Here is a 24,358-nt window from a genome sequence, read left to right on the forward strand (position 1 = left end):
TAAAGTTATAGTCATTATCACATTTTCTATGAAAGCAAAGTATCGTTACGTTCGATCTTTGCTTTCATGAGAAGTGCGGTTGCCGCCGTGCGGGTGATGCTTTTCATATACTTCCTTCATATTCCGTCTGGCCGTCTGCGCATATACCTGCGTCGTTGACAGATCAGCATGACCCAGCATTTCCTGTACAGAGCGTAAGTCCGCTCCGCCCTCCAGCATATGTACCGCAAAGGAATGCCGCAACGTGTGGGGCGTGATATCCTCGCTTATGCCTGCTTCCTGGCCGTACTTCTTAATCATTTTCCAGAAGCCCTGTCTACTGAGACGCTGACCAGATACGTTCAGGAACATGGCTTCCTGCTCTACCTGAGCTTCTTCACCCTGCCCGGATCTCAGCAATAATAGACGCTGCTCGTCCATGTAGGCTTGTGCCCACTGTGATGCCTCACGGCTGATAGGTACAACACGCTCCTTGCCTGCCTCGCCGCCACAGTGCACAAAGCGCAGATCGGTGCGGACATCACGCACGTTTAGGGCAATCAGCTCCGATACACGAATGCCCGTCGCATACAGCAACTCCAGCATCGCCTTGTCTCGCACCCCTTGCGGGGCAGTCACATCCGGCGCGTCCAGCAAACGCTCTATCTCATCCTGCGTTAGCACCGAGGGCTTCTTTTTAGTCGCTTTGGGCAGCTCCAGCAGAACGGACGGATCATGGATCGTAATTCCCTCCCGAATAAGAAAATGAAAAAAGGAGCGAATGGAGGCGACGCTACGTGATATCGTCGCCGCAGCTTTTCCCTGTTCCTTCAAACGGCCCAAATACAGTACCAGATGTGACCGTTGGACGTTATCCGGCTGCTCAATACCACAGCTTTCTGCGAACTCGGCAAACTGCTGTACGTCCCGTTGATACGCTTCCAATGTGCTGTGCGACAAACCTTTTTCCTCTTCCATATATTGAACGAAAGGTTGAATGTACATTTTCATGAGTTCCAAAAGTCTCCTTGTTCTGCATACAACGGTTCAGTCTCAGCGTCTGCTTCTTCGTGTGCGTTCATATCATAAGCTCATCAAGACCGATTACTTAGACTATTCACCATACCAGTAAAAGAAACGTAAACGTTCCAACACTGCTATTCGATGCTCGGACCCTTCATTTACTTTTTGCCCGCCAAATACCTTAACTGCATGTCCTTCCGGTATTCGGTAATGATCTACAGGTGTTATCCAATCTGTAAACAGCCTGAGGCTATAAAAGAACATACATGCCAGCACTCCGAACAATATTACCAAACGCAGCCATTTTAGTCCTCTCCGCAACGATAGTACCATGTGGATCAGCCGCCTTTTCCTCAGAATATAGTCCCTATTAGGACTCTCTATGGAAGGGTATGACAAGCTATTCCTTTTTATACCACTTAATCTCGAACAACAGATTCCTAACCAAAAAAGCTCTCCCGAACGCATCTTCGTCGGTGAGAGCTTGGGTAGTCAGCTTTTAGTCCTGAGATTTGTGTTTTCTGGATTTGCCCAAAGATTTCTGAGCCGTCGTATCGTTCTTCGCCTTACAACGATAACAGATACCGTGGAAGTCCAAACGATGATCCACTACGGTAAAATTATATTCCCGTTCCAGACGCTCCTCCAATGGTCCAAGCCAATCTTCCAGTATTTCATCTACACTGCCACACTGCACACATATCAAATGGTGATGGTGATGTTTGGTTGTATCGCCGCGCAAATCATAACGCGCAACGCCATCACCAAAATTAATTTTCTCCACGACATGCAGTTCACTTAGCAGTTCTAGGGTACGGTATACGGTTGCCAGACCGATTTCGGGAGCTTTCTCTTTGACGAGCATAAATACATCTTCCGCACTCAGATGATCATCTTCGTTCTCAAGTAAAACTCTGACGGTGGCTTCCCGCTGAGGCGTTAGTTTGTAGCCCTGGGATTGCAGCTGCTGCTTAATTTTTTCGATCCGTGCTTCCATGTGTCTCCCTCCCCCTGCAAAGCTACTGCCTACTGCACTTTTTTCACTCCTATTATTATAGGGGGTCTATACAAATAAAGTCAAACATTTTGAAACGGATCAAGATGATACGGAAGCTGTCAGCATAGGAGTGACCCATTGCATCATAACCGGGGTGATCCAAGTTTCAAAGGACGCGCTACCGATAAGAAGCACCATCATCACAGCAGTCAATCCTGCATAAGACAGCAACGGACGCAGCATCCCGTCTGACGGCCGGGTAGCGAGTATTTTGGTTTTGATCATATGGATGGAAAAAGTCATCGCAGCCACGCTGCAGACGAGCAGTACCGGAATGACGAGCAGGTTATGGGGAGCAACTGAAACCAAAGAAAATAGCAGTCCTTTCCACGAATATTGCCCCACCATATAACCTACTGAAAATCCGATTAGCACACCCTTGAGGAAATTCAATACAAGAATGCCCGGTAGACCAATAACCGAAAGGCCACACACCCAAATTAGGCCGACCCATTTCAGATGTAAAGATACGCTATCCCAAAAGGTCGAAGCCGCCTGCGAATCAGCGAAGCCCTGTTCGTTTTGATTGACTGTTACAAAAAAATCCTTCAGGTAACGGGACAAATCCTGTAACTGCTCCAGCGAGAGTGCGTTTACCATAAGTGCGCCAAAGACGACTCCCACCAGAAACAGCACAGCCAAGAAAACATAATACGGCGTCTGATCTTTTAACGTATGACGAAACCATTGCATCGGCGTCCTGCCCCTTTCATCTGCTTGTTTGTCCAAAAAACAACCGTAATCCGACGGCTGATGGCTAGAAATGGGGCAGCTTTCACTGCAGATCAAGCATCACGAATGATGTGCCAAGCCAGCGGCATAGATAATTTATGGTTATGAACAAGCAGACGCTGATATGCCTTTAGAGGGACAAGACTTTACTAGGACTTAGCTATTTTGCCGTATGTTCCACCACCACCGGATACAAGCGACAGTCTCCCCTCGCGTGAAAGCACAATTTGCTCTGCTAGCACTTTTCCGACGACTGCTGCTAACTCCTCCTGCGTAACCTCATGTAAAATATTCATTTCTGTTCCAAATGCAACCAATAGCTGGTTCAGCTTGGCTTTGCCCAGACCTGGAATAAACTCCAGTGGAATCTGGTAAATGTATGGCGGACGATGGGAAGGAATCATGGACTGTTCACGGTCGGCAATGCTCCATATTCGATCCAGCACACCTCGCACCAGCTTGGTATGACCACAGTCAGGACAACGTTCATCCGCCATCTGTTGCTCGTCAATAATCGTACCGCAGCTTTGACAGTAAGAACGATGGTATTTGCCCAGTTTCGGATTTAATCCGTAGTTGGCACGCACCCGTCGTCCTTCCCGCCGCTCCAAAGCCATTCTGAATTCATCAAAACACGGCTTTGCCAGTGATAATTTGTTGTATTCTCGTCCTATTTTCCCAAGTGAATGGGCATCTGAATTCGTGAGAAAGCTGAAGCGATCCAGTTCCGAAATCAAACCGGCCATAGATGAATCTGCGCTCAGCCCCAGCTCCACCCCGCTAACGAGCTCCATATCCAGCAATTCCTCCATACGGGCCGCTGAGCTGCCGTATATGCCCTTATGAGGAGTAAACACGTGCGCAGGCACCATAATGCCTCCACGTCCGTAAATTTGCTGCTGCAACTCGCGTGGCGGCGCATAGATTCGTTGTGAGCTAAGATTAACATTTTTCATATGCCGGGCCAGCCATTGGGTAAAATCCTCCATCGCCGCCAGATCTGGAAAATAGGCCAGTACGTGCGCCTCAGGGCGACCTTCAGCACGTATTTCCAGCTCCGTGCCAAGGAGAATAACCGTATCCCGGTAAACGATACCGCCGCCGCTGATTTCCTTCATTTCACCCGTATGTAAATAGGTACGAATATCCTCCTGTACATTAGGTGCATGGCAGTCAATGATACCGATCAGCCCAATTCCTTTACGACCGGAGGCTTCCTTAGCTATGTTGGCAAAGGTCAGATCGCGGCTGCCACTAATTTTGACCGGATTTCCCTTCTCTGTTCTGCCAATATGAATATGCAAGTCTGCAAAGTAGTCGTTAAGTTCTACTATATTTTCATCCATCCGCTTAGAAGCTCCCTGTATGTTGGCGGTGTTGCCACGCATAGACGGCCAGAATCGTTTTGGCATCACTAATCCGTCCTTCACGAATGAGCGTCTGTGCTTCTTCCAGCGTCACCTCAAACAACTCCAGAAATTCATCCTCATCCGGTTCCATCTCACCTAACTCCAGTTCTTCGGCCACATACAGATGGATGATTTCATCCGCAAAGCCAGGAGAGGTATAAAAGGAGTGTAGCAGCTTCAACGACTTGGCAGTATAACCTGTCTCTTCTCTCAGCTCACGCCCCGCTGCTTCCATCGGGTCTTCACCCCGCTCTAGCTTACCTGCAGGAATTTCTACCTCACAGCGCCCCATCGCCTGTCTGTACTGGTCCACGACCAGCATTTTCCCTTCATGTAGAGCCAAAACAGCCACCGCACCTGGATGCTTTACGATCTCACGCTTTCCAGTGGAGCCGTCGGGAAGCTCTACCGTGTCTACCTGTAATGTAATGACCTTTCCCTCAAAAATAGGCTGTGTGGACACGGTCTTTTCCTCCAGCGCAGGATTGGAATAAGGCTTGCAATGTGCATCGTTTGTTGGATTGTTCAATTGTCCGTTCGTTTGCTCGTTCATCGGTAAGTTTCCTCCTTCATATCTATCTTTCTTTATTAATTATCACCAAAGTTAGTCTAACTTGTCCACTTTGTACATATGCTGGTGGTAGGATAACAAACTTCCTGTCATGAGGAGATGCAGAAATGAAAAGCTACCGTACTGAAAGCACCCTCCATATCGTTGGTAAAGCCTGGCAGATTCAAGCACTCTTGCGTCAGTGGCAAAAGGAACACGGACCTACCGCCACCATCGCTTCGCTAGCTGTTCCAAAAAAGGTTCAGGTCTAAAGACGAAGGAACGCTGTTCCTGTCTTTAACCTGAACCTTTTTTCAGTATGTTGCAAGTGTATGATACAAGTTTATTTTGTGGTTTCTTGAATCAGAGCTATGACAACTTCAGCAACCTTCACCAGGTCATCAGCCTTGATTTTTTCCTCTGTTGTATGGATGTTCTGGTAGCCCACAGCCAAATTCACCGTTGGAATTCCAAGCCCGTTGAATACATTAGCATCTGAGCCACCACCGGAATGGAAGGTCGGCGTTGCCAGTCCCAGTCCTTGAATTGCACGCTGTGCAACCTGTACAACTTCGTCATGCTCCGTAAAGCTGAATGCCGGATAGATGACTTCACTGCGGAACTCTCCCTGTGCACCAAATTCGCGTGTGGTGGTTTCCAGCGCTTCACGCATATGCTGGATTTGATGATTAACCTTTTCCTGCACAATACTACGTGCCTCTGCACGGATCAATACAAAATCGCATACCACATTCGTCGCGCCGCCGCCCTCGAAACTGCCGATGTTAGCGGTCGTTTCCTTATCAATCCGTCCTAGTTTCATTTTAGAAATGGCTTTAGAAGCGACCTGAATGGCACTAATGCCATCTTCTGGATTTACCCCCGCATGAGCGGACTTCCCAGTTATCTTCATTTCAATACGTGCCTGCGTTGGGGCAGCTATACAAATAGAGCCAACTTCACCATTCGAATCCAAAGCATATCCGAAATCAGAATCTAGCACTTCTGGCTTCATCGCCCGTGCACCCATCAAACCAGATTCCTCGCCAGCCGTAATCACGAACTGGATTTGACCATGGGGAATATTCTGCTCGCGCACGACACGAATCGCCTCGAACAAAGCAGCAATTCCCGCCTTGTCGTCAGAACCCAGAATCGTTGAACCGTCACTACGAATCCAGCCATCCTCACCCAACTGTGGCTTAATGCCTTTACCCGGAGTAACGGTATCCATATGGCAGGTAAAAAATAATTTGGGTGCTTGCTCCACACCTTCCGCTTTCCAGGTGACGATCAGATTGCCTGAACCATGTCCGGTTCTTTCACGAGAATCGTCTTCCATTACTTCCAGCCCGAGTGCATTAAACTTTTCTTTTAGAACACGTGATATTTCCTGCTCATTTTTCGTTTCACTATCCACCTGTACGAGTTCCATAAATTCCTGTACAATTCGGTCTTTTACTACTTTTACTGTCATTAAACTTTCCTCTCTTTCCCGATTACGCTACAATACGGATAGATGTTCTTATCTATGACTTAAACCTATCCTAAAGGAGTTACACATGTCGAACAAAAAATGGGTTCGTTTTTTCGTCTACATTATGCTCGCAGCTATGATTGGTTCTACGCTGTTCATGGTAATTGAGCCGTTTATTATGCCACTATAATAACTATACCGCTCAAGGTATCCGGCTGCTCTAAGGCACTATTGAAGCCTTGAGTGGACGAGCTGTTACGTAAAGCAAACAGGCGGGCTTTCGTGTACATACACAATAGCCCGCCTTACCTTTATTGGAAAGAATGCGTTTGCCATTGCGCAGCAAATGAAAATTGCTGTTCAAAGAACGGTACAATTTCCTTCGCAATCTGCTCCACCGACATAGGCTTCTGTATGCAGTCCTCCAATGATGTCACACCGTATTCCTGAATTCCGCACGGGACAATGCCCTCAAAGCCCTCATGCTGTATCCCTGATTTGATGTTAAAGGCAAAGCCATGGCTGGTTACGAAGCCCCGACGGTGCTTACACTTGTTGAATTTGACGCCAATGGCCGCAATTTTTAGATTCCCGATCCATACCCCCGTATATTCAGGCTTACGGCTTCCCTCAACCCCATAAGATGCCAACAACTGGATGATCACTTCTTCCAGACTTCGAAGGTATCCGTGCAGATTCAGCGCCTCCCGGTTGCCGAGCATAAGTAGAGGATATCCGACAAGCTGCCCCGGCCCATGATATGTAATGTCTCCCCCACGGTCAATCTGAAAGACGCTGATTCCCTGCTCCTTCAGTTGCTCTGGTGTGAGGAGCAAATGTTCAGGATGCCGCTGAGAACCAATCGTGTAGGTCGGTGGATGCTGGAGAAGCATAAGCGTTTCTCTTGCCTCTCCCGCATCCAGCTTTCCCACAATCTCCTTCTGGACATCCCATGCATGGGCATATTCCATCCTATTCGTATAGGTTACATCAAGCGGTCGTCTGTTCACGGCCTATCACTTCCTCTCCGTACATTTCCCCCACTGTTCGGATGATTAGTACAGCTTCGTATCCAAAGTGTAGCCTTCTAGATTTTCTTTAACCCGTTGCAGGAATCGTCCGCAAATCACTCCGTCCAAAATGCGATGATCCAGCGACAAGCACAGATTAGCCATCGAGCGAACCGCAATCATATCATCAATAACCACTGGTCTTTTGACAATGGATTCAAAGGTAAGAATTGCAGCCTGCGGATAGTTAATTACCGGATAAGATAAAATCGAACCAAAGGAGCCTGTGTTGTTTACAGTGAACGTTCCGCCTTGCATGTCGTCCAGTTTGAGCGTGCCTTCCCGGGTTTTACGTGCCAAATCGTCAATTTCACGAGCTAATCCAGCAATATTTTTCTGGTCCGCTTTTTTAATAACAGGAGTAAGAACGGAGTCCTCTGTACCCACGGCTAGCGAAATATTGATATCTCTTTTGACGATAATTTTGTCCACAGCCCACACCGAATTCATGATCGGATATTCTTTGATTGCATTCACGACTGCTTTCATGAGGAAAGCCAGATACGTAATATTAATGCCTTCTTTTTGCTTGAACTCGTTTTTGATCTTGTTGCGGAGCATTACCAGGTTGGTCACATCCACCTCAATCGTCGTCCATGCATGTGGAATTTCGGAAACGCTTTGTCGCATATTGCGAGCAATTGCACTGCGAATGGGTGTAACATCAATAAAATACTCGGATCTGTTATTGTTGCCACCCTCAACTTCGATCACAGGAGCCTTTGGAGCCTCCGTCAAATGAATCCCACTGTTACGAACCGGAATAGCAGGGTCCATATTTTGAATCGGTGTGCTGTGCTGAGTGGCAGACTGCTGTCTTCCTGCAAAAGGAGAGCCTTGTCCTGATGTTGTCGCAGTCGGCTGTCCAGATACTCCAGTGGGAGCAGAACCGCCCTGCTGCACATAATTCAGCACGTCTTTGCGGGTAATTCTTCCCCCCATGCCCGTGCCTGGTACTTGGCTTAAGTCGACATTATGCTCAGCAGCCAGGGTTTGCACCGCTGGGGAAAAACGTCCTCTCATGGACTGGTCCGATCCAGCACTCTGCTGAGATTGTGTTTGTACGGTACTTTGAGATGCTGGTGCAACAGGTGTCGCTCCTGTTGCCGCCGAAGGTGCAGTCGACTTCGTCTGGATACGGCAAATTAACTCGCCTACCGCTACTGTCTGACCTTCCTCTGCCAACAGATCACCCATAATGCCGTCCAATGTGGATGGGATTTCTGCATTCACTTTATCTGTAATAACCTCGCAAATCGGCTCGAATTGCTCTACCGTTTCACCAGGTTGTTTGAGCCATTTGGCAATTGTCGCCGATACGAGCGATTCTGCCAATTGTGGCATGGTCACGTCGTTCCATTGTGTTTGGTCTGACATTTTTTTCAACTCCTTAACATCATAGGAGGGCGCGTTTTACCGCTGCCCCCGCTATACTTTTGGAATGCTTTCGTCCAATCTAGCTTTTATTAATACATTGCAAGACGGCGCATGGCTTCCTTAACTTTATCCTTGTTTAACATATAAAACTTCTCCATCGGTGGACTGATCGGCATGGCTGGTACATCAGGAGCACATAGACGCTCAATCGGCGCATCCAGCTCGAACAGACACTCCTCATTAATAATTGCCGATACCTCGGCACCGATGCCGCCCGTTTTGTTGTCCTCATGCACGATTAATACCTTACCTGTATGTCGTGCAGCCTCAATAATGGCTTCGCGGTCCAGCGGTTGGAGTGTGCGCAAATCCACAACATGTGCGGTAATGTCCTCTTCCTTCTCCAATTCCTCAGCAGCCTGCATGACAAAATGCAAAGGCTGGCTATATCCGATGACCGTAATATCGTCACCCTCACGTAATAGATTAGCCTTGCCAATCGGAACGATATAATCATCCTCAGGCACTTCACCCTTGATCAGCTTGTAGGATTTTTTATTTTCAAAAAACAGCACTGGATCAGGGTCACGAATAGCTGCTTTCAACAATCCTTTTGCGTCATAAGGTGTAAATGGAGCAACAATTTTCAAACCCGGCGTACCAAAAAAGATAGATTCTGGACACTGAGAGTGATACAAACCACCAAAGATACCACCACCGATTGGCGCGCGGATTACCACAGGACAGTTCCAATCGTTGTTAGAGCGGTAACGGATTTTAGCTGCTTCACTAATAATCTGATTCGTAGCCGGAAGCATGAAGTCCGAATATTGCATTTCGGCAATCGGCTTCATTCCGTACATGGCTGCACCAATCGCAACCCCGGCAATAGCCGACTCAGCCAATGGCGTATCCATGACACGTTGCTCACCGAATTGGTCCATAAGCCCCTTTGTCGTTGTAAAGACGCCGCCCTTCACCCCGACATCCTCACCTAATACAAAAACCGTTTCATCCTGCTCCATCTCTTCTTTCATGGCAAGACGAATCGCATCAATATATTCCATAATCGCCATCGTTACCGGCCCTCCCCATCGCTATCTGCATACACATGCAGCAGCGTATCTTCGGGCTTTGGAAAAGGCGCATTATCTGCATATTCAATCGCTTCCTTGACTTCGAGCAGCAGCTCAGCCGACAGATCCGCATCCTTGGACTCATCCCAAATGCCGCATTCAATCAAGTAGTTTTTCATACGGGCTACGCCATCCTTGGCCCAGTTCTCATCCACTTCCTCCTTGGTCCGGTAAGCCAGATCATTATCAGAGGTGGAGTGAGGAGACAGACGGTACATCATGGCTTCGATCAGCGTAGGACCTTCACCGCGGACAGCACGTTCCCGTGCTTCCTTCACCGCCGCATATACCGCCAACGCATCATTACCATCGACTCGAATCCCTGGAAAACCATATCCCAAAGCACGGTCGCTTACCTTGCCTGCCAACTGTTTATGAATCGGAACCGATATCGCATATTGATTATTCTCGCACATAATGATGACTGGCAGCTTCTGTACACCAGCAAAGTTACAGCCTTCGTGAAAATCTCCCTGATTGCTGGAGCCTTCCCCAAACGTAACAAACGAAACAAAATCCTTTTTCTGCATTTTGGCAGCCAAAGCTACACCTACTGCATGCGGAACCTGTGTCGTTACTGGGCTGGAGCCTGTCACAATACGCAGCCGTTTACTACCAAAATGTCCTGGCATCTGGCGACCGCCGCTATTGGGATCATCTGCCTTGGCAAATGCCGACAGCATTAGTTCGCGCGGCGTCATTCCTACCGCAAGCACGAATCCATAATCCCGATAATAGGGAAGAAAATAGTCCTTTTCCCGGTCAAGGCCGAAAGCTGCACCTACTTGTGCCGCCTCCTGTCCAATGCCAGAAACGTGGAAATTAATTTTCCCTGCCCGTTGCAGGAGCATGTTGCGCTCGTCAAATCTTCTTGCGAGCAACATATATCTGTACATATCAATAACTTGTCCGTGAGTAAGTCCCAGCTGTTCATGTCTGAAGCCAGCGTCTACAGCGCCTTTAGAACTCATTGAGGCACCTCCTTAAGTGTCAAACATCCTACTTCCAGTACCTAGTACCATCTTGTCTTAAAACCTGGTACTAAACTCTGGCTAACCCCATTATAATCCTTTTCTCCCCAAAAAGAAAAGCACCGATTTATTTGAAACGTTTATATGCCAATCGCCTGTCCATCAACGGCCAACATCGCTTCTCCCAAAATCTCCGACAACGTCGGATGCGGATGAATAAGTTGTCCGACTTCCCATGGCGTAGCATCCAGCAGTTGCGCAAGAGCGGCCTCGCTGATCAGATCCGTCACATGCGTACCGATCATATGTACACCGAGAATATCATTGGTCTTCTCGTCGGCCACTACTTTGACGAAGCCGTCCCGACTGCCGTATACTAGCGATTTTCCGATAGCTTGAAAAGGGAACTTCCCTGTCTTCACCTGATGTCCACGCTCACGGGCTTCTTGCTCCGTTAAGCCGACGCTCGCGGCTTCAGGACGTGTATAAATACACCGCGGAATCAGATGGTTAGGCACACTGTGAAACTCTTCGCCCGCCATATGATGAACCGCCTGCAAACCTTCATGGCTCGCCGCATGCGCCAGTTGTAAGCCGCCGATGCAATCTCCAATGGCGTAAATATGTGGTTCATTCGTCTGCAAATGCTCATTAACCGAGATAAAGCCACGCTCTACGCGGATATCCGTATTTTCCAGCCCGATATTTTCCACATTTGCCTGACGCCCTACAGAAATGAGCAATTTGGAAGCGCTGAGGGTTTCGGTTTCTTCCCCTTTTTGCACCTCAATCTGTACGCCTTCCTCATCTTTGCCGTATGTTTTAGCCAGCACTTGTGAACCCGTCAGCACCTTGACACCACGCTTGGTTAACAAGCGCTGCATTTCACGCGAAACGTCTTCGTCTTCCGTGGGAATAAGTCGATTCGCGGCTTCAACCACCGTAACCTCCACGCCAAAATCATTTAGCATGGAAGCCCACTCTACGCCAATAACACCACCGCCCACGATAATCAGGGATGCTGGTAGCTCCTCCATAGTTAGCGCTTCGTCACTGCTCAGGATAAATTCGCCATCTGGCTCCAGTCCGGACAGCACACGCGGGCGTGATCCCGTTGCGATAATGAGATGTGTAGGAACAATCGTTTCCATCTCACCATTTTCTAGTTCCACAGCAACTGCCCCGCTTTTTGGAGAAAATATAGACGGCCCAATCACGCGTCCCTTACCGCTCAGCACCGTAATTTTATTTTTACGCATCAAAAATTGAACGCCTTGATGCAGTTGCTCCACAACGGCTTCCTTACGCTCCTGAACCTTAGGAAATACAAGCTGTGCTCCCGATGTCTCAATACCGTATTGTGCACTTTCCTTAATCGTCGCATATACTTCCGCACTGCGCAGCAAGGCTTTACTCGGAATGCAACCACGGTGCAGACAGGTTCCGCCAAGCTTGTCCTTTTCGATGATAACCACTTCCTTGCCTAGCTGGGCGGCACGAATGGCTGCTACATACCCCCCGGTTCCTCCACCCAAAATAGCGACATCACAATGTATAGTCATGTTTCTCCTCCATTAACAATTGATTATATATAGCTTATTGTACTCTCTTTATTTCACTGTACAAAATATAGCATTTAGGCATAGGCTACAAAAAAGATAACCCTTTAATCCAGATATCTTTCCATATCATTCATACAGCGCATCTCGTAATTTAGTAGACATCCTTGGACTTTGTGCTGATTTGGCTCGCAGCGCCTTGCGAAATGATTCATTTTGCTTGCGCAGAAAGTTCAGCTCTGTCTCCAGCTCAGTGATGAGTTCTAGAGCTTGCGGGCTGATCAGCCCTTGCTCCAGTAATGCTCCTTTTTTGGCACTATAATCCGTATTTTTTTCGTCCATGCCTTTCACTCTTCCCTTCATTCCACTACGCTTCACCATATCATGCCAGAGGCGGCAGAGCAATGACGACCACATTTACGTTTTAGGAATAGACATACAAAAACATGTCGAAAAACAATATATTTTCTCTAGTCTGTATGCGGCTGGTTATGGTAATCTATAATGGCGTTTTCTTTCGGAGAAGAAGTTTTACAGTGTTATGTACATGTTACAGAGAGGGGAATTCGCTTTGCCTACAGGACGAATTACGATTATTACAGGCCCCATGTTCAGTGAAAAATCCGGCGAATTGATTCGCCGCTGTCAAAAACTAATCCAATACGGGCATCGTAAAGTGGTCGCTTACAAACCCGCTGAAGATAACCGCTATGCCGAGGACGAAATAGTAAGCCGGATCGGATATCGGCTGCCCGCTATCTCTATCCCCAGAAAACTCACAGATGAGCTCGTTCAGCGTATTTTACAAGAAACAAAAGATGCCGACGTGGTTGCCTTTGACGAAGTCCAGTTTTTCAGTCGTCATATTATGTCGCTCGTACAAGAGTTAGCTTATTGCGGCAAGCATGTAATTGCCGATGGGCTGAATCTGGATTATCGGGGCAAGGAGTTCGGCTATGTCGGTGGTCTGCTCGCCATGGCGGATGACATCGAGAAGCTGACTTCCTTTTGCGCTGTATGCGGTAGCTCGGAAGCAGTATTTACGCAACGTATGGTAAATGGTAAACCTTCCACTGTAGGACCTATTGTGATGATCGGTGACTCTGAGGCTTATGAGCCTCGCTGTCGAAATTGCTTTATACCTCCTCATAAAGTGAACTGCGATTAGTAGACAGATAGATCGACAAGCTGCAATATGCCTACGTGAGTACCAGTTACTTTTTTCTTGCATTTTTTTGGAACGATTCGAACCATTGCCCCGTATATCCGGTTAAGCTGTACAAGTTTTTAGTTTTCGTTTGTATATCATGACCATGAGGTTATCTGGGGGGACGGAATAATGAGTTTTTTCAACAAAATCTTAGCAAGCGCAGGAATCGGTTCAGCTAAAGTCGATACACTGGTAGATCAAGCCGTATATGTGCCTGGGGAAGAACTTAGTGGCATCATGCGCATCAAAGGCGGCAAAATTGATCAGGAAATCGGCAAAATTGACATTGAGCTCAAGACTGAATATATCGTGGAGCACGATGATAAAAAAACTACCACCACCTGCTGCATTGCACGGATCAAGGTATCAGATGGCTTTCATCTACAGCAAGGACAGGAGCTTGAAATTCCTTTTTCCTTCAGATTGCCGTTGGAAACTCCTGTTACTCATGCCAAACAGCCCGTCTGGCTGGAAACAGCATTAGATATTGGCATGGCTTTGGACCCAACCGATCGTGATTCACTCAAAATCGAGCCACATCCCTATATGAATACAGTCTTTGAGGCGGTTCACCTGTTGGGCTTCCGATTCCGTTCCTCCACCTGCGAACGTCACCCTAAGCTGGGACGCGGTGTTCCGTACGTACAGGAATTTGAATTTACGCCCGGATCAGAGTATGCACGTGATATCGAGGAGCTGGAGCTGATTATGCAGTTGGAACCCGAGGGTGTGCATGTGCTTGTAGAAGTAGACCGCAGGGGCAGAGGGTTATCTGGTTGGCTGGAGACTGCCTTTGATATGGATGAGCGTCATGCCTGGTTGAGCTTAAGCCGGGAAGAGCTATCCTATGGACCAGATCACATAGCAGATGCGCTTGAGGAATTGATTGACAGGCAAATTAGATAACAATGTAAAGCACAAACAAAAAAACTCCTAACCAATTTACTGCATCGGTTGGGAGTTTTTATTAATTATAAGAATTTTTTAATGATGGTCCTCAATCGTCTGTATAGACTAAAGTGGCAACATATCCTGTCTTTCCGCCTTATGCTTACACTCTTTGCATACCCCATACAGCGATCCATTGTCATCCGCATAGAAGGTTAATTTGTCTTCTTTTTTACAAAAGGAGCATTTTTGCTTGCCTGTGCCCTGGATAGAGTCAGACAGTCCAAACCCAGTTTGCGCCTGAATACCTGCTGCTTTTTCATTCGCGCGTGAACCGGAAGACACTTTAGACTTAGATTCATTTCCTGTGCGGGATTGTCGAGCGGACTTACGAGGACGAAATTCAACGACATTACTGCCCCGCTGTTCATGCACTTGTTTGTTGCTGCTGCGACTACGCCTTGCTTTAACAATCCAACCCAACGCCACCAACAACACGCCGAAGAACACCCAAGTCAGACTATTCCACATGCTCTCATCCCCGCCTTTGCTTTAGAATCAATTGGGTTAATACCACTAGCCCGTTCAATGCGATGACTTAGCCTATAGCTTTATTCATTGAAATTATACCCGTTATACAGCCTCTGTGCTGTTCATCCGATTGTCTACCCATATAAAAAACGTACCCTCCAGTGCAATATCCGACTCGCCTCTAAGCAAGAAATTGAGCATATTAGGTAAATCATCTTTTCCTAAGGAGTACATTGCCCCGTTTTACAAATTGTACATCATCCTTTTGAAAAACGATAATATCCCCCCCATTGAATTCGTTCTCCTTATCAAAATGCTTACCTACTGCCCAATGGTGAGAACAAAAATGTCCCAGATGGCTACATTACTCCCCTTGATAATAAAAATCAATGAATCTTTTCGTCAAAGGATTAAACTTATCAAAGCGTTTGCGATGCGGTAAAAAGCCTGACTTATGTACTTGTTCTGCTAGTGTTTCTACATGTTCAAATCGCTTGAAAAAGGGCAACGCGAAAGTGTAGATATCTTCAATAATCTCTTGGATCACCCGTTCTCTTTCTGCTTCTGTGGACACAAGGTAATCCCTGTTTCCCGTATATTTCTTGGTGAGAGCAATCAGCTCACTGTGAAAACAAGCCCCAGTACTATACTTCTTTTTTATTCTTTTGGATTCTACGATAATATAAACTTTTAATGCACCATATTTCGTCGCACCAAAACAAATTCCAAATATAAATTCCTTGGTTTCTTTTTTCAAAACTTTTCTGCTTTTCAGATATTTAAAATCATTCAAAAACGGTGTAGCTATGATTTTTTCTATCGCTAACTGACGTAGGTCACTTGCTTTAAGTTCAGTCTTATTGTCCATGATGTCACTCCAACCCAAAGAAGTTCCCACCATTATATCATATCTTTCCAATTACAGATTCCTCATATCTCCACCCTTTAATCACAATATATTAATAAAAAAAGAAAAAAGCCGCTCACAATAGAGCAGCTAGTTCCTCTGAAACATAAAAAGCAGTATACGAATTATACTTTGAATTTACCAATTTGCCCTTGCAGATCCTCTGCCATCGTAGACAGGTTTCTTGCAGATGAAGCAATTTCCTCCATGGACGCCAGCTGTTCCTGAGTTGCGGCAGATACGTGTTGTGTCCCTGCTGCGGCTTCCTCAGCAATCGCTGAAATTTGTCTGACAAAACCAACAATCTCATCTGTACTTGCAGACATTTGTTCTGATCCGGCAGAAACCTCTTCAATTTCACTGGCCACTTTATTTACGGTTTCCTGAATGAGTTCAAAGGATGCGCCTGCATTTTGTACAACTTCACGACCTGTCATGACATCCTTCCCGTTAGACGCTACCGCCTCAATAGCATGGGTAGTATCCTTTTGAATCAATCCCACTAGCTCCGTAATTTGTTGAGCTGAATGAGCCGATTGTTCAGCCAACTTGCGAACTTCGCCTGCAACTACAGCAAATCCGCGACCATGTTCTCCTGCACGGGCCGCTTCAATCGCAGCGTTCAAGGCAAGAAGGTTGGTCTGACTAGAAATATTGGTGATAACATCAATGATCTTGCCAATTTCGTCTGAGCGCTCTCCCAATCCAGCCATGAGATCTGCCAATCCATTCATCGAATCATTCACGGCATTCATCTGCGTAACTGCCTGTTGAATCATCTGGTTACCTTCAGCCGATTTATGGGCCGCATCTTGCGCAGATGCGAATACATTTTGCGCGCGGATGGCGATTTGCTCAACACCGATAGACATTTCCTCAATAGCTTGGGACGATTTCGTCACCATATCTACCTGGTCTCCTGTTCCAGTAGCTACTTCTTGCACCGTTTCGGTTATTTGTGCAGAAGCTTGGCTATTTTGCTCTGCGCTGGCCGTCAATTCTTCTGAGGAAGTGGTTACCAACTCAGTCGTCTTACTCACAGATTGAATCAGTTGACGAAGGTTCTCAACCATGACATTGAAGGAATGTGCCAACGTATTGATCTCGTCCTTGCCCTTCACAATGATAGCTTCACTTGTAAGATCACCCGATGCAATACTTTCAGCAGCACGACTGATCCGCAAGATAGGTTTAGAAATAATTTGGGCTATGATGATTGCCATGATCAATGCTAATATAACGGCTGCTATACTCAAAACGATGATCAATTGTCTCCCTGAAATAAAGTTGTCAACAGCTTCTTTCGTAGTCTGTTTAGATCCATCTGCATTCAATTTAATGAGCTGACTGATCATATCGTTTGAACTATACCATAACTTATAGGACTCTTGATGAAGGATGCTTGATTGAGCATAATCATTAGCTTTACCTGCTTCGATCACTTCAGGCAACTTAGCCAAATACTCCGTATAATTTTTGGAGAATTCTTCGTACATTTCGCGTTCTTTAGGGGTAGCAATTAATTTTTCGTATGTTTTGCGGCCGTCCTCGACCTTTTTTAAAACCTTATCATATTCGGCCTGAACCTTCTCCATTTCCTCTGGGTCACGTTCTACAATAATGTTTAATGAAATCCGCTCTACATCAGATACATCACCATTTAGTGTTCCCAGTATGGTCACACTTGGCATCCAATGGCTATCAATTGCCATCGAAGTGTCACCTAGGTTTTTCATTTTTGAGATAGATACTGTACTAATCACGATCAGCAGGATTATTACCGCAAGAAAACCCAATATCAATTTTGTTCGAATGTTAAATTTCATATATTCGCTCCTCAGTTCTCTTTATATTAGATACTATATCGACAAGAAACGACACTTTGTTTATATCAAAATTAAAGAGAATTTCAGAACTGTTTACAAAAGGAAAATTTCCCTTCGTGATGGTTGGTGCAACTGATTCAGGTTTATTTTATAACCTCGTGGAGAGCATTATGTTTTAGAATCCCCAACAATTGTATCGTCATATAGCGAGGGAGATGCTGAAAATCTTTATTCACTTATTCCATCAAACTTATAAGTTCTAAAAAAAGGATACCCAGAAACGGGTATCCCTTTATGTTTTACTTCCTAGCAATCACCATAAATCGTTCTGAATTTGTTCTTATTCCTATTTCGGTTTGATTGTCCACAATAAATTGTTGGAGTATTTGAAAATCAATTTCTTTTTCTCCGAAGTTAGGAATAATTGGAGTGTGTTTCAAGAGGAATATTAAGTCTGCAGGAGTCTGATAATATTCGTTTGCATTGAATTCAAATGACTGTATATCGTTAAAGCCCGCATCACTTAATTCGGTAATATATTTAGCTTTTAACGAGTCTTTCTTAGCACCCCATGCCTGTCCTCTTCCAAACGCTTCTTTAATATTTAATTTGTCGTTTTCGCTTACTTGCTGTGTCAGGAACATACCACCCTTTACTAACACCTTTGCTATTTCTTTTGCATAAAAACATGAATGTCGAGAAGAGGTTACATTAAAGAAGTTCTCAGGAAAATTCAGATTTTCAGCATCCATCTGGAGAAAACGAACATTTGCTATGTCTGATTCAGCAGAATTCTTGGTTGCTGTTTCAATCATTCCGGTGGAATGGTCAATCCCAACTAGAAGTAATGCAGAATCTGCTATTGATAAAATTGCTTCCCCGCCGCCAGTACCGATATCAAGCAATATATCCGACTTCTTGCATGTCTTCGCCACTTCATTGTAGAAGTCCCATTTTACTCCTTTGGAGATACATTTCACATTGCTGAAATCCCATCCGTTGATTTTTCCAACCTTATCATAAAACTCTTTATATTCTATTGAATTCATTTTTCTTCCACCTTCCAATTAAGGATAAAAACTACGAGTTAGCAGACCGATATCATTCAGAATTTTAGTTTTTGTAGCCAAAAGGATAGACTTCTCCCTTGACGGCTGGTACGCGTTTTTTCCAGCCCGGAAACTAAATACCTCGAACAATACGGAATGACATCCGATTCACCTCATTTGAAAGATTGTTTTAATTATATTTCTTATAGAGCTTGTCGATCAAGCAATAGTTCAATAACAATTCCAACTCTCTCCCTTGGTAGAACGACGACTGATAGCAATGAAATGACGATAATTGAAGAAAACTTTAAATTGTCCAGTTGAAATTGAAAATCGTTCATAAAAAATACCGCTCCTTTACTGGTTCTTGGAAGAACCAATAAAAAGGCGGTATTAGTTTTCTACTATTCAGAAGTTTATCGGTAATCTGGGCGGCTGTTTTGGAGATTAGAAGCCATCCCTGCAATTATCATTGATAAACGTCAAACCCCAAAAATCCCTTGCTTCATCAATCATTCTGACTCTTTCAGGACACCTTATTCTCAATCCGCAGCTTATCTGCCACCATCGCTATGAATTCACTATTGGTTGGTTTGGACTTACTGATATTAATGGTGTAACCGAACAGGTGTGAAATGCTGTCGATATTTCCACGGGTCCATGCTACCTCGATAGCATGACGAATGGCGCGTTCTACGCGAGATGCCGTCGTTTTGAACTTTTCGGCGATTGCCGGATATAATGTTTTGGTGATGGCTCCCAAAATTTCGATATTATTGTACACCATCGTAATGGCTTCACGTAAATATTGATAGCCCTTGATGTGAGCTGGTACACCAATTTCATGTATGATGGCTGTGATACTGGCATCCAGGTTTTTCGTCTTACCCATAGGTACTACGTTGGACCGCATGGATGAAATGGTCACCGGACTGCTGCTAACTAACTGCGGTCCCACCAATTGGCGAACACGGTTAGCCAGCACTTCCATGTCAAACGGCTTCAAAATATAATAAGATGCCCCGAGCTGTACGGCCCTTTGTGTAATATTTTCTTGACCGAATGCAGTCAGCATAATGATTTTCGGCTGTGGAGTCAGGTTCATTTCTCTCAAACGCTCCAACACACCGAGACCATCCAGGTGAGGCATAATAATATCTAAAATAAGTACATCAGGTATGTTGCGGGATTCTGCGATGCGTTGGAGCACTTCTTCGCCGTTATAGGCGATTCCTGTAACTTCCATATCCTCCTGATCGGAAATATATTCAGCAAGCAAATTCGTAAATTCCCGGTTGTCATCAGCCAACAATACCTCAATTTTTTGCAATGTACTTCCTCCTCATTGAGTGATATTCCATTGTGATATCTGTTTACAGTATATAAATATTTCTTGTCGGAGTATATGATTTCGACATCGAATTATGAATTCCTTCTGTCGAAAATTATTTTTATTTATTTTTTTTAGAGTTTCTATTATAATTGATTCTTTATCTTGCAATTATGAGTTATTCCCCTGCTTTTCGACAAAAAAATCTTAAGGCCACTAGCTCGCCTTAAGATTAGAAGATGATTTCAAGCTTACGTTATTCTGCATGATTCCTGCATCGCGCAGCATCCATTCGATAAAACAACCGTAACCTGATTTAGGATCATTCACAAATACATGTGTCACAGCCCCGATAAGCTTACCATTTTGGATAATCGGACTACCGCTCATTCCTTGCACGATTCCCCCGGTCTTATCCAGTAGCTTTGGATCTACAATGCGTATCACAAGTCCTTTGGTTGCTGGTTTGTCCTGCTGAGAGATGTGTACAATTTCCGCCTGAAACCGCTGAATTTGTTGACCTTCCAGCACAGTTAAAATTTCTGCCGGTCCTTCTTTTACTTCATTCGCAAGAGCCACTGGAATAGGAGTCGAATACAATCCATATTGCGGCTCATCTGACATTTTCCCAAAGATTCCGAAATTCGTATTTCGTTCAATATTTCCTAATACCCGATGATCTTTGAGAAAATGAGCGCGTTTTTCTCCTGGTTCCCCACTTTGGCTTTTCGCAATTGACGTCACATTGGATTGCACAATCTCTCCGCTCCCCACGACAATAGGGGTTTGGGTATTCATATCGGTAATTACGTGACCCAAGGCCCCGTATACACCCTGGTCCGGTGCGTAAAACGTTAATGTACCTACACCTGCAGCCGAGTCCCTAATATACAACCCAAGCCGCCACGCTTTATCATCTTGATCATATGCTGGTGTTAACTTGGTGGAAATGGTCTGCTCCCCTCGACAAAGCGTGATGTCGAGCGGTTTTTTGTTCTTACCTGCTTCGTCTACTGCCTCAGCAACCCTTGCCAGGCTATTGAGTGGCTTGCCGTTCATGTGTGTAATTCGATCCCCTAGGCGAATCCCTGCTGTTTCACCAGGTGACACCTTACGATCATTACTTTCCTGAATGATATGGTGACCGACGACAAGCACTCCTGAAGATTTTACTTTGACCCCAATCGTCTGCCCCCCCGGGTATACTTTTAAATCGGGGACTACACTTTCTTGGGTTGTCCTCATGCTTTTAGAGCCGAACAAATCCAAAGAAGCTTGTGGAGGCAGCGCTGCTTGCACATACTGAGCGTTACCGATAGAACACATAAGAAAAACAAGCAAAAGACCGAGCAATTTGATCCTGGAGTAAAAATTCAATGGCTGTCACGCTCCCTTTGCTTCTTTCGCTTGACGAGTAAAGGTGGTCGCCAATTGCGTACCTATAAGGTAACCTTGCCCCCAGGCTTTTATAACTGTTAAACATTACGCCAGCCGCTCTTTTCAGGCTTTCTTTCCTTCCGCCAAATTCAGCATTTCCTGTGCGTGATGCAATGTTTTTTCGGTAATTTCCACGCCGCCCAGCATCCGTGCCAATTCCTTGACACGCCCGTCCTCCGTAAGTCCCTCAATTTGAGTCATGGTCCGTCCATCATGAACATTTTTCTCAATAAGGTACTGATGATCTGCCATACATGCCACCTGTGGCAAATGAGTAATGGAAAACACCTGACAAACGGAAGATAAACGATATAGCTTCTCGGCAATGGATTGAGCTGCACGACCACTCACCCCGGTATCCACCTCGTCAAAAATGAGTACTGGAATTTGATCATGACGCGCAAAAATACTTTTCATCGCCAACATGATACGTGATAGCTCACCGCCTGAAGCGATCTTACCAAGTGGACGTAGTGGCTCACCTGGATTGGGGGAAATAAGAAATTCCGCATTATCTATGCCTTGCTTGGTAGGTCTTACCTTCAGACCTTTATACTCATATCCGCGTGGATCTTCAATTGGATCAATACGCACCTTGAGTGACGTTCTTTCCATCTGCAGGTCTTTTAACTCCTGCTCCACTTGCTCTGCAAGCTCTTCAGCACAAATTTCACGTGCTTCTGTAAGCTCTTCCGAAATCTCCAGCAAATCGGAAAGCAACTCATCCCGTTTTGCAATGAGCTGCTCCAGCCGCTCATCTTTATTTTCCAGCAGATCGGTTTCCTGCTCAATACGGCTATAGTATTCCAAAATCTGCTCTATACTATCACCATATTTTCGCTGTAATCCGGTAATTTGATTCAAACGTTGCTCCACTTCATGCAGCTTGCCTGGATTAAATTCAATATCCTCACGATAAGAACGTAATTGGAATGCTGCGTCCTCTAACTGGTAAAAAGCAGACTGAATCTGCTCCGCAATAGGCTGAAGGCTTTTGCTGTCATAGCTTTGGACATCGTTCAATCTGGACAATACGTTATTGATCGTATCCAGCCCACCTCTGCCGCTTAGCAGTTCGTATGCTCCTGATATCCCATCCATCATTTTCTCACTATGGGATAGCTTGACCCGTTCCTCTGCCAATAATTCATCTTCTCCCAATTTCAACTCCGCCGCAGCGATCTCTTCTAATTGAAATCGGTACATATCCAAAAGCTGATAAGCCTTTTGACTGGAGCTTTGCAGTTCTCTTACTTCTTTTTCCGCTTTGACAAAAGCATTGTAACGCTCACGGTAAAGCGTTTTGACTGGACCGATCACCGAATCACCGAACGTATCCAGAAGCGCCAGATGGCGATCTGCACGTAGCAGGCTTTGATGCTCATGTTGCCCGTGGATATTGACGAGCTGCTCACCTACCTCACGCAGCATTGTTAAATTAACCATCTGGCCGTTAATTCGAGAAGAGCTTTTCCCCTGAACCGTAAGTTCGCGACGAATCAGCAAATGCTCCTCCGCATTGGCCTTAATCCCTTGTTCCTCAAGTGTTTTCCAAACTGGATGTTTTACCGGCAGCTCAAACAAGGCTTCCATCTCTGCTTTATCACAACCGTAACGTACTAGATCAGCAGAGCCCCTACCGCCTGCAATCAGCCCAAGCGCATCGATAATAATGGATTTACCAGCACCTGTTTCCCCGCTCAAGACATGAAACCCTTTATAAAAATGAACATCGACGGCCTCTACGACCGCCAAATTCCGTATAGACAAAGTGACCAGCATCGTTCTTTCACCTCTATGATGTACAAATTAAAACGCCTAATATGCGTAGCCATTATAATTAGGAAATGTAGCCCATAAGACGATTCACGATAGCTTCGCTGTTTTCTTCCGATCGGCAAATAATCAAAATGGTGTCATCTCCGCTAATCGTACCCATAATCTCGGACCATTCAATATTGTCCAATAAAGCAGCAATCGAGTTGGCTGTTCCCGGCAGACACTTCATCACAATCAGATTGGTTGTGTAGTCAATATGCAAAAAGTTATCGACCAACGTACGTTTCAGTTTCTGGGCCGGATTGTAGCGCTGATCTGAAGGCATTGAATATTTATATCTGCCATCGTCCATTGGAACCTTGATCAGCAGCAGCTCCTTGATATCACGCGATACGGTCGCCTGTGTGACCTGAAAACCAGCCTTACGCAATGCTTCAACCAGATCATCCTGCGTCTCAATCTCATGTTGTGAAATAATTTCCCTAATTTTAATATGTCGTTGACCCTTCATATAATCCTCCTATGGATTAACCTTCATATTCCTCTTCTTCGAGGTCTTCCACTAATGTAATAAGGCGAATACTTCGCTCGTCCGTATCAACGTACAATACACCCGCGCAACCCGGATAGAGCAACAAATACGGCATGAGCCTGTCCCGTAAATCAGGACCACTCCACTCCATTGGTTTCTTGCGGCGTGACGTTTTGACCATATATGTCGAACCGTTTCGTACAGCCACGTAGTCTATAAACAAACGGCTATACACGGTATGTCCATTCACTTTAAAAGCAAGCGGTATTTTCATTTTCCCACCCACTACTGCATAACCTGCTTCTTCGAGTATATCTATAGCAGGCCCTTCATCCAAATCCTCGTTAATCGGTATTGTCTTTAGCACAAGCGGCCCTGGCTCCTTCAACCAGGCACGCAGGCTATATAAAGCCCATATCCCTAATATCACCCCGATTACAGCGATGATAATCGTATCATATCTTGTGTCCATGGACCGATCACCTCATGGACATATTCTAGGACAAGATGTAAAATTCCTTTTCCTTTG

Annotated in this window: 26 protein-coding genes; 4 read left to right on the forward strand and 22 right to left on the reverse strand. The window is 45.5% G+C overall.

Going from position 1 to position 24,358, the window contains the following annotated elements; translation table 11 throughout:
• Positions 1–45: 45 nt before the first annotated feature.
• The 6 genes from xerD to MKY24_RS15750 form a co-directional block, all read right to left on the reverse strand.
• Entirely contained in the window at positions 46–990 is a 945-nt protein-coding gene (gene xerD, locus MKY24_RS15725; RefSeq protein ID WP_053325686.1) for a site-specific tyrosine recombinase XerD, read from the reverse strand.
• A 102-nt stretch (positions 991–1,092) separates the two neighbouring features.
• Positions 1,093–1,335: a YqzK family protein gene (locus MKY24_RS15730; protein ID WP_023989220.1), complete on the reverse strand. Its 243-nt coding sequence runs from the start codon at positions 1,333–1,335 to the stop codon at positions 1,093–1,095.
• 166 nt (positions 1,336–1,501) lie between these two features.
• Positions 1,502–1,999 (reverse strand): Fur family transcriptional regulator, encoded by a 498-nt coding sequence (locus MKY24_RS15735; protein ID WP_023989221.1) that lies wholly within the window; start codon positions 1,997–1,999, stop codon positions 1,502–1,504.
• 99 nt (positions 2,000–2,098) lie between these two features.
• Complete coding sequence (gene spoIIM, locus MKY24_RS15740) at positions 2,099–2,752, reverse strand: stage II sporulation protein M (protein WP_023989222.1); 654 nt, start codon at positions 2,750–2,752, stop codon at positions 2,099–2,101.
• A gap of 188 nt (positions 2,753–2,940) precedes the next feature.
• Positions 2,941–4,137 carry an endonuclease Q family protein gene (locus MKY24_RS15745; RefSeq protein WP_339200298.1) on the reverse strand — a complete coding sequence of 399 codons (1,197 nt, stop codon included), beginning with the start codon at positions 4,135–4,137 and terminating at the stop codon, positions 2,941–2,943.
• Positions 4,138–4,141: 4 nt separating this feature from the next.
• Positions 4,142–4,753: an NUDIX hydrolase gene (locus MKY24_RS15750; protein ID WP_076264831.1), complete on the reverse strand. Its 612-nt coding sequence runs from the start codon at positions 4,751–4,753 to the stop codon at positions 4,142–4,144.
• A 125-nt stretch (positions 4,754–4,878) separates the two neighbouring features.
• Here MKY24_RS15750 and mciZ point away from each other — a divergent pair, with 125 nt between their 5' ends.
• Positions 4,879–5,022 carry a Z-ring formation inhibitor MciZ gene (gene mciZ, locus MKY24_RS15755; protein ID WP_076159536.1) on the forward strand — a complete coding sequence of 48 codons (144 nt, stop codon included), beginning with the start codon at positions 4,879–4,881 and terminating at the stop codon, positions 5,020–5,022.
• Positions 5,023–5,093: 71 nt separating this feature from the next.
• Here mciZ and MKY24_RS15760 read toward each other — a convergent pair whose 3' ends face one another.
• Complete coding sequence (locus MKY24_RS15760; protein ID WP_023989225.1) at positions 5,094–6,227, reverse strand: tripeptidase T; 1,134 nt, start codon at positions 6,225–6,227, stop codon at positions 5,094–5,096.
• A gap of 85 nt (positions 6,228–6,312) precedes the next feature.
• On the opposite strand from MKY24_RS15760, the gene prli42 reads away from it, so the two are divergent.
• On the forward strand, positions 6,313–6,417 hold the full coding sequence (prli42, locus tag MKY24_RS15765; RefSeq protein ID WP_023989226.1) for a stressosome-associated protein Prli42: 105 nt from the start codon (positions 6,313–6,315) through the stop codon (positions 6,415–6,417).
• A 121-nt stretch (positions 6,418–6,538) separates the two neighbouring features.
• On the opposite strand, the gene lipB is transcribed toward prli42, so the two are convergent.
• The 6 genes from lipB to MKY24_RS15795 form a co-directional block, all read right to left on the reverse strand.
• Positions 6,539–7,237, reverse strand: a complete 699-nt coding sequence (gene lipB / locus MKY24_RS15770; RefSeq protein ID WP_068941567.1) for a lipoyl(octanoyl) transferase LipB — start codon at positions 7,235–7,237, stop codon at positions 6,539–6,541.
• Between the two features lie 45 nt (positions 7,238–7,282).
• On the reverse strand, positions 7,283–8,674 hold the full coding sequence (locus MKY24_RS15775) for a dihydrolipoamide acetyltransferase family protein (protein ID WP_076159528.1): 1,392 nt from the start codon (positions 8,672–8,674) through the stop codon (positions 7,283–7,285).
• Between the two features lie 89 nt (positions 8,675–8,763).
• The gene (locus MKY24_RS15780; protein ID WP_068941564.1) at positions 8,764–9,750 is read right to left on the reverse strand and encodes an alpha-ketoacid dehydrogenase subunit beta; all 987 of its coding nucleotides are present in this window, start codon (positions 9,748–9,750) and stop codon (positions 8,764–8,766) included.
• Positions 9,751–9,752: 2 nt separating this feature from the next.
• A complete protein-coding gene (locus tag MKY24_RS15785) occupies positions 9,753–10,781 on the reverse strand; it encodes a thiamine pyrophosphate-dependent dehydrogenase E1 component subunit alpha (RefSeq protein WP_339200300.1) in 1,029 nt (342 codons plus the stop codon).
• 140 nt (positions 10,782–10,921) lie between these two features.
• Positions 10,922–12,343 (reverse strand): dihydrolipoyl dehydrogenase, encoded by a 1,422-nt coding sequence (gene lpdA, locus MKY24_RS15790; protein ID WP_339200301.1) that lies wholly within the window; start codon positions 12,341–12,343, stop codon positions 10,922–10,924.
• Between the two features lie 126 nt (positions 12,344–12,469).
• Positions 12,470–12,703, reverse strand: a complete 234-nt coding sequence (locus tag MKY24_RS15795; protein ID WP_013310799.1) for a hypothetical protein — start codon at positions 12,701–12,703, stop codon at positions 12,470–12,472.
• 208 nt (positions 12,704–12,911) lie between these two features.
• Here MKY24_RS15795 and MKY24_RS15800 point away from each other — a divergent pair, with 208 nt between their 5' ends.
• Positions 12,912–13,508 carry a thymidine kinase gene (locus tag MKY24_RS15800; RefSeq protein ID WP_023989232.1) on the forward strand — a complete coding sequence of 199 codons (597 nt, stop codon included), beginning with the start codon at positions 12,912–12,914 and terminating at the stop codon, positions 13,506–13,508.
• A gap of 171 nt (positions 13,509–13,679) precedes the next feature.
• Complete coding sequence (locus tag MKY24_RS15805; protein ID WP_023989233.1) at positions 13,680–14,456, forward strand: sporulation protein; 777 nt, start codon at positions 13,680–13,682, stop codon at positions 14,454–14,456.
• Positions 14,457–14,564: 108 nt separating this feature from the next.
• On the opposite strand, the gene MKY24_RS15810 is transcribed toward MKY24_RS15805, so the two are convergent.
• The 9 genes from MKY24_RS15810 to MKY24_RS15850 form a co-directional block, all read right to left on the reverse strand.
• Positions 14,565–14,969: a hypothetical protein gene (locus MKY24_RS15810; RefSeq protein ID WP_023989234.1), complete on the reverse strand. Its 405-nt coding sequence runs from the start codon at positions 14,967–14,969 to the stop codon at positions 14,565–14,567.
• A gap of 364 nt (positions 14,970–15,333) precedes the next feature.
• The gene (locus MKY24_RS15815) at positions 15,334–15,888 is read right to left on the reverse strand and encodes a hypothetical protein (RefSeq protein ID WP_233903742.1); all 555 of its coding nucleotides are present in this window, start codon (positions 15,886–15,888) and stop codon (positions 15,334–15,336) included.
• A 113-nt stretch (positions 15,889–16,001) separates the two neighbouring features.
• Positions 16,002–17,702 carry a methyl-accepting chemotaxis protein gene (locus MKY24_RS15820; RefSeq protein ID WP_339200302.1) on the reverse strand — a complete coding sequence of 567 codons (1,701 nt, stop codon included), beginning with the start codon at positions 17,700–17,702 and terminating at the stop codon, positions 16,002–16,004.
• A gap of 299 nt (positions 17,703–18,001) precedes the next feature.
• The gene (locus MKY24_RS15825; protein WP_068941555.1) at positions 18,002–18,751 is read right to left on the reverse strand and encodes a class I SAM-dependent methyltransferase; all 750 of its coding nucleotides are present in this window, start codon (positions 18,749–18,751) and stop codon (positions 18,002–18,004) included.
• 526 nt (positions 18,752–19,277) lie between these two features.
• Positions 19,278–20,081 (reverse strand): sporulation transcription factor Spo0A, encoded by an 804-nt coding sequence (gene spo0A, locus MKY24_RS15830; RefSeq protein WP_023989239.1) that lies wholly within the window; start codon positions 20,079–20,081, stop codon positions 19,278–19,280.
• 216 nt (positions 20,082–20,297) lie between these two features.
• Positions 20,298–21,458 carry a SpoIVB peptidase gene (gene spoIVB, locus MKY24_RS15835; protein WP_023989240.1) on the reverse strand — a complete coding sequence of 387 codons (1,161 nt, stop codon included), beginning with the start codon at positions 21,456–21,458 and terminating at the stop codon, positions 20,298–20,300.
• A 123-nt stretch (positions 21,459–21,581) separates the two neighbouring features.
• Entirely contained in the window at positions 21,582–23,300 is a 1,719-nt protein-coding gene (gene recN, locus MKY24_RS15840; protein ID WP_023989241.1) for a DNA repair protein RecN, read from the reverse strand.
• A gap of 58 nt (positions 23,301–23,358) precedes the next feature.
• Positions 23,359–23,808 carry a transcriptional regulator ArgR gene (argR, locus tag MKY24_RS15845; protein WP_013310809.1) on the reverse strand — a complete coding sequence of 150 codons (450 nt, stop codon included), beginning with the start codon at positions 23,806–23,808 and terminating at the stop codon, positions 23,359–23,361.
• 16 nt (positions 23,809–23,824) lie between these two features.
• A complete protein-coding gene (locus MKY24_RS15850; protein WP_076264825.1) occupies positions 23,825–24,301 on the reverse strand; it encodes a hypothetical protein in 477 nt (158 codons plus the stop codon).
• Between the last annotated feature and the right edge of the window lie 57 nt (positions 24,302–24,358).

Origin of the sequence: Paenibacillus sp. FSL P2-0322, assembly GCF_037975315.1 — a bacterium.
Taxonomy (GTDB): domain Bacteria; phylum Bacillota; class Bacilli; order Paenibacillales; family Paenibacillaceae; genus Paenibacillus; species Paenibacillus polymyxa_B.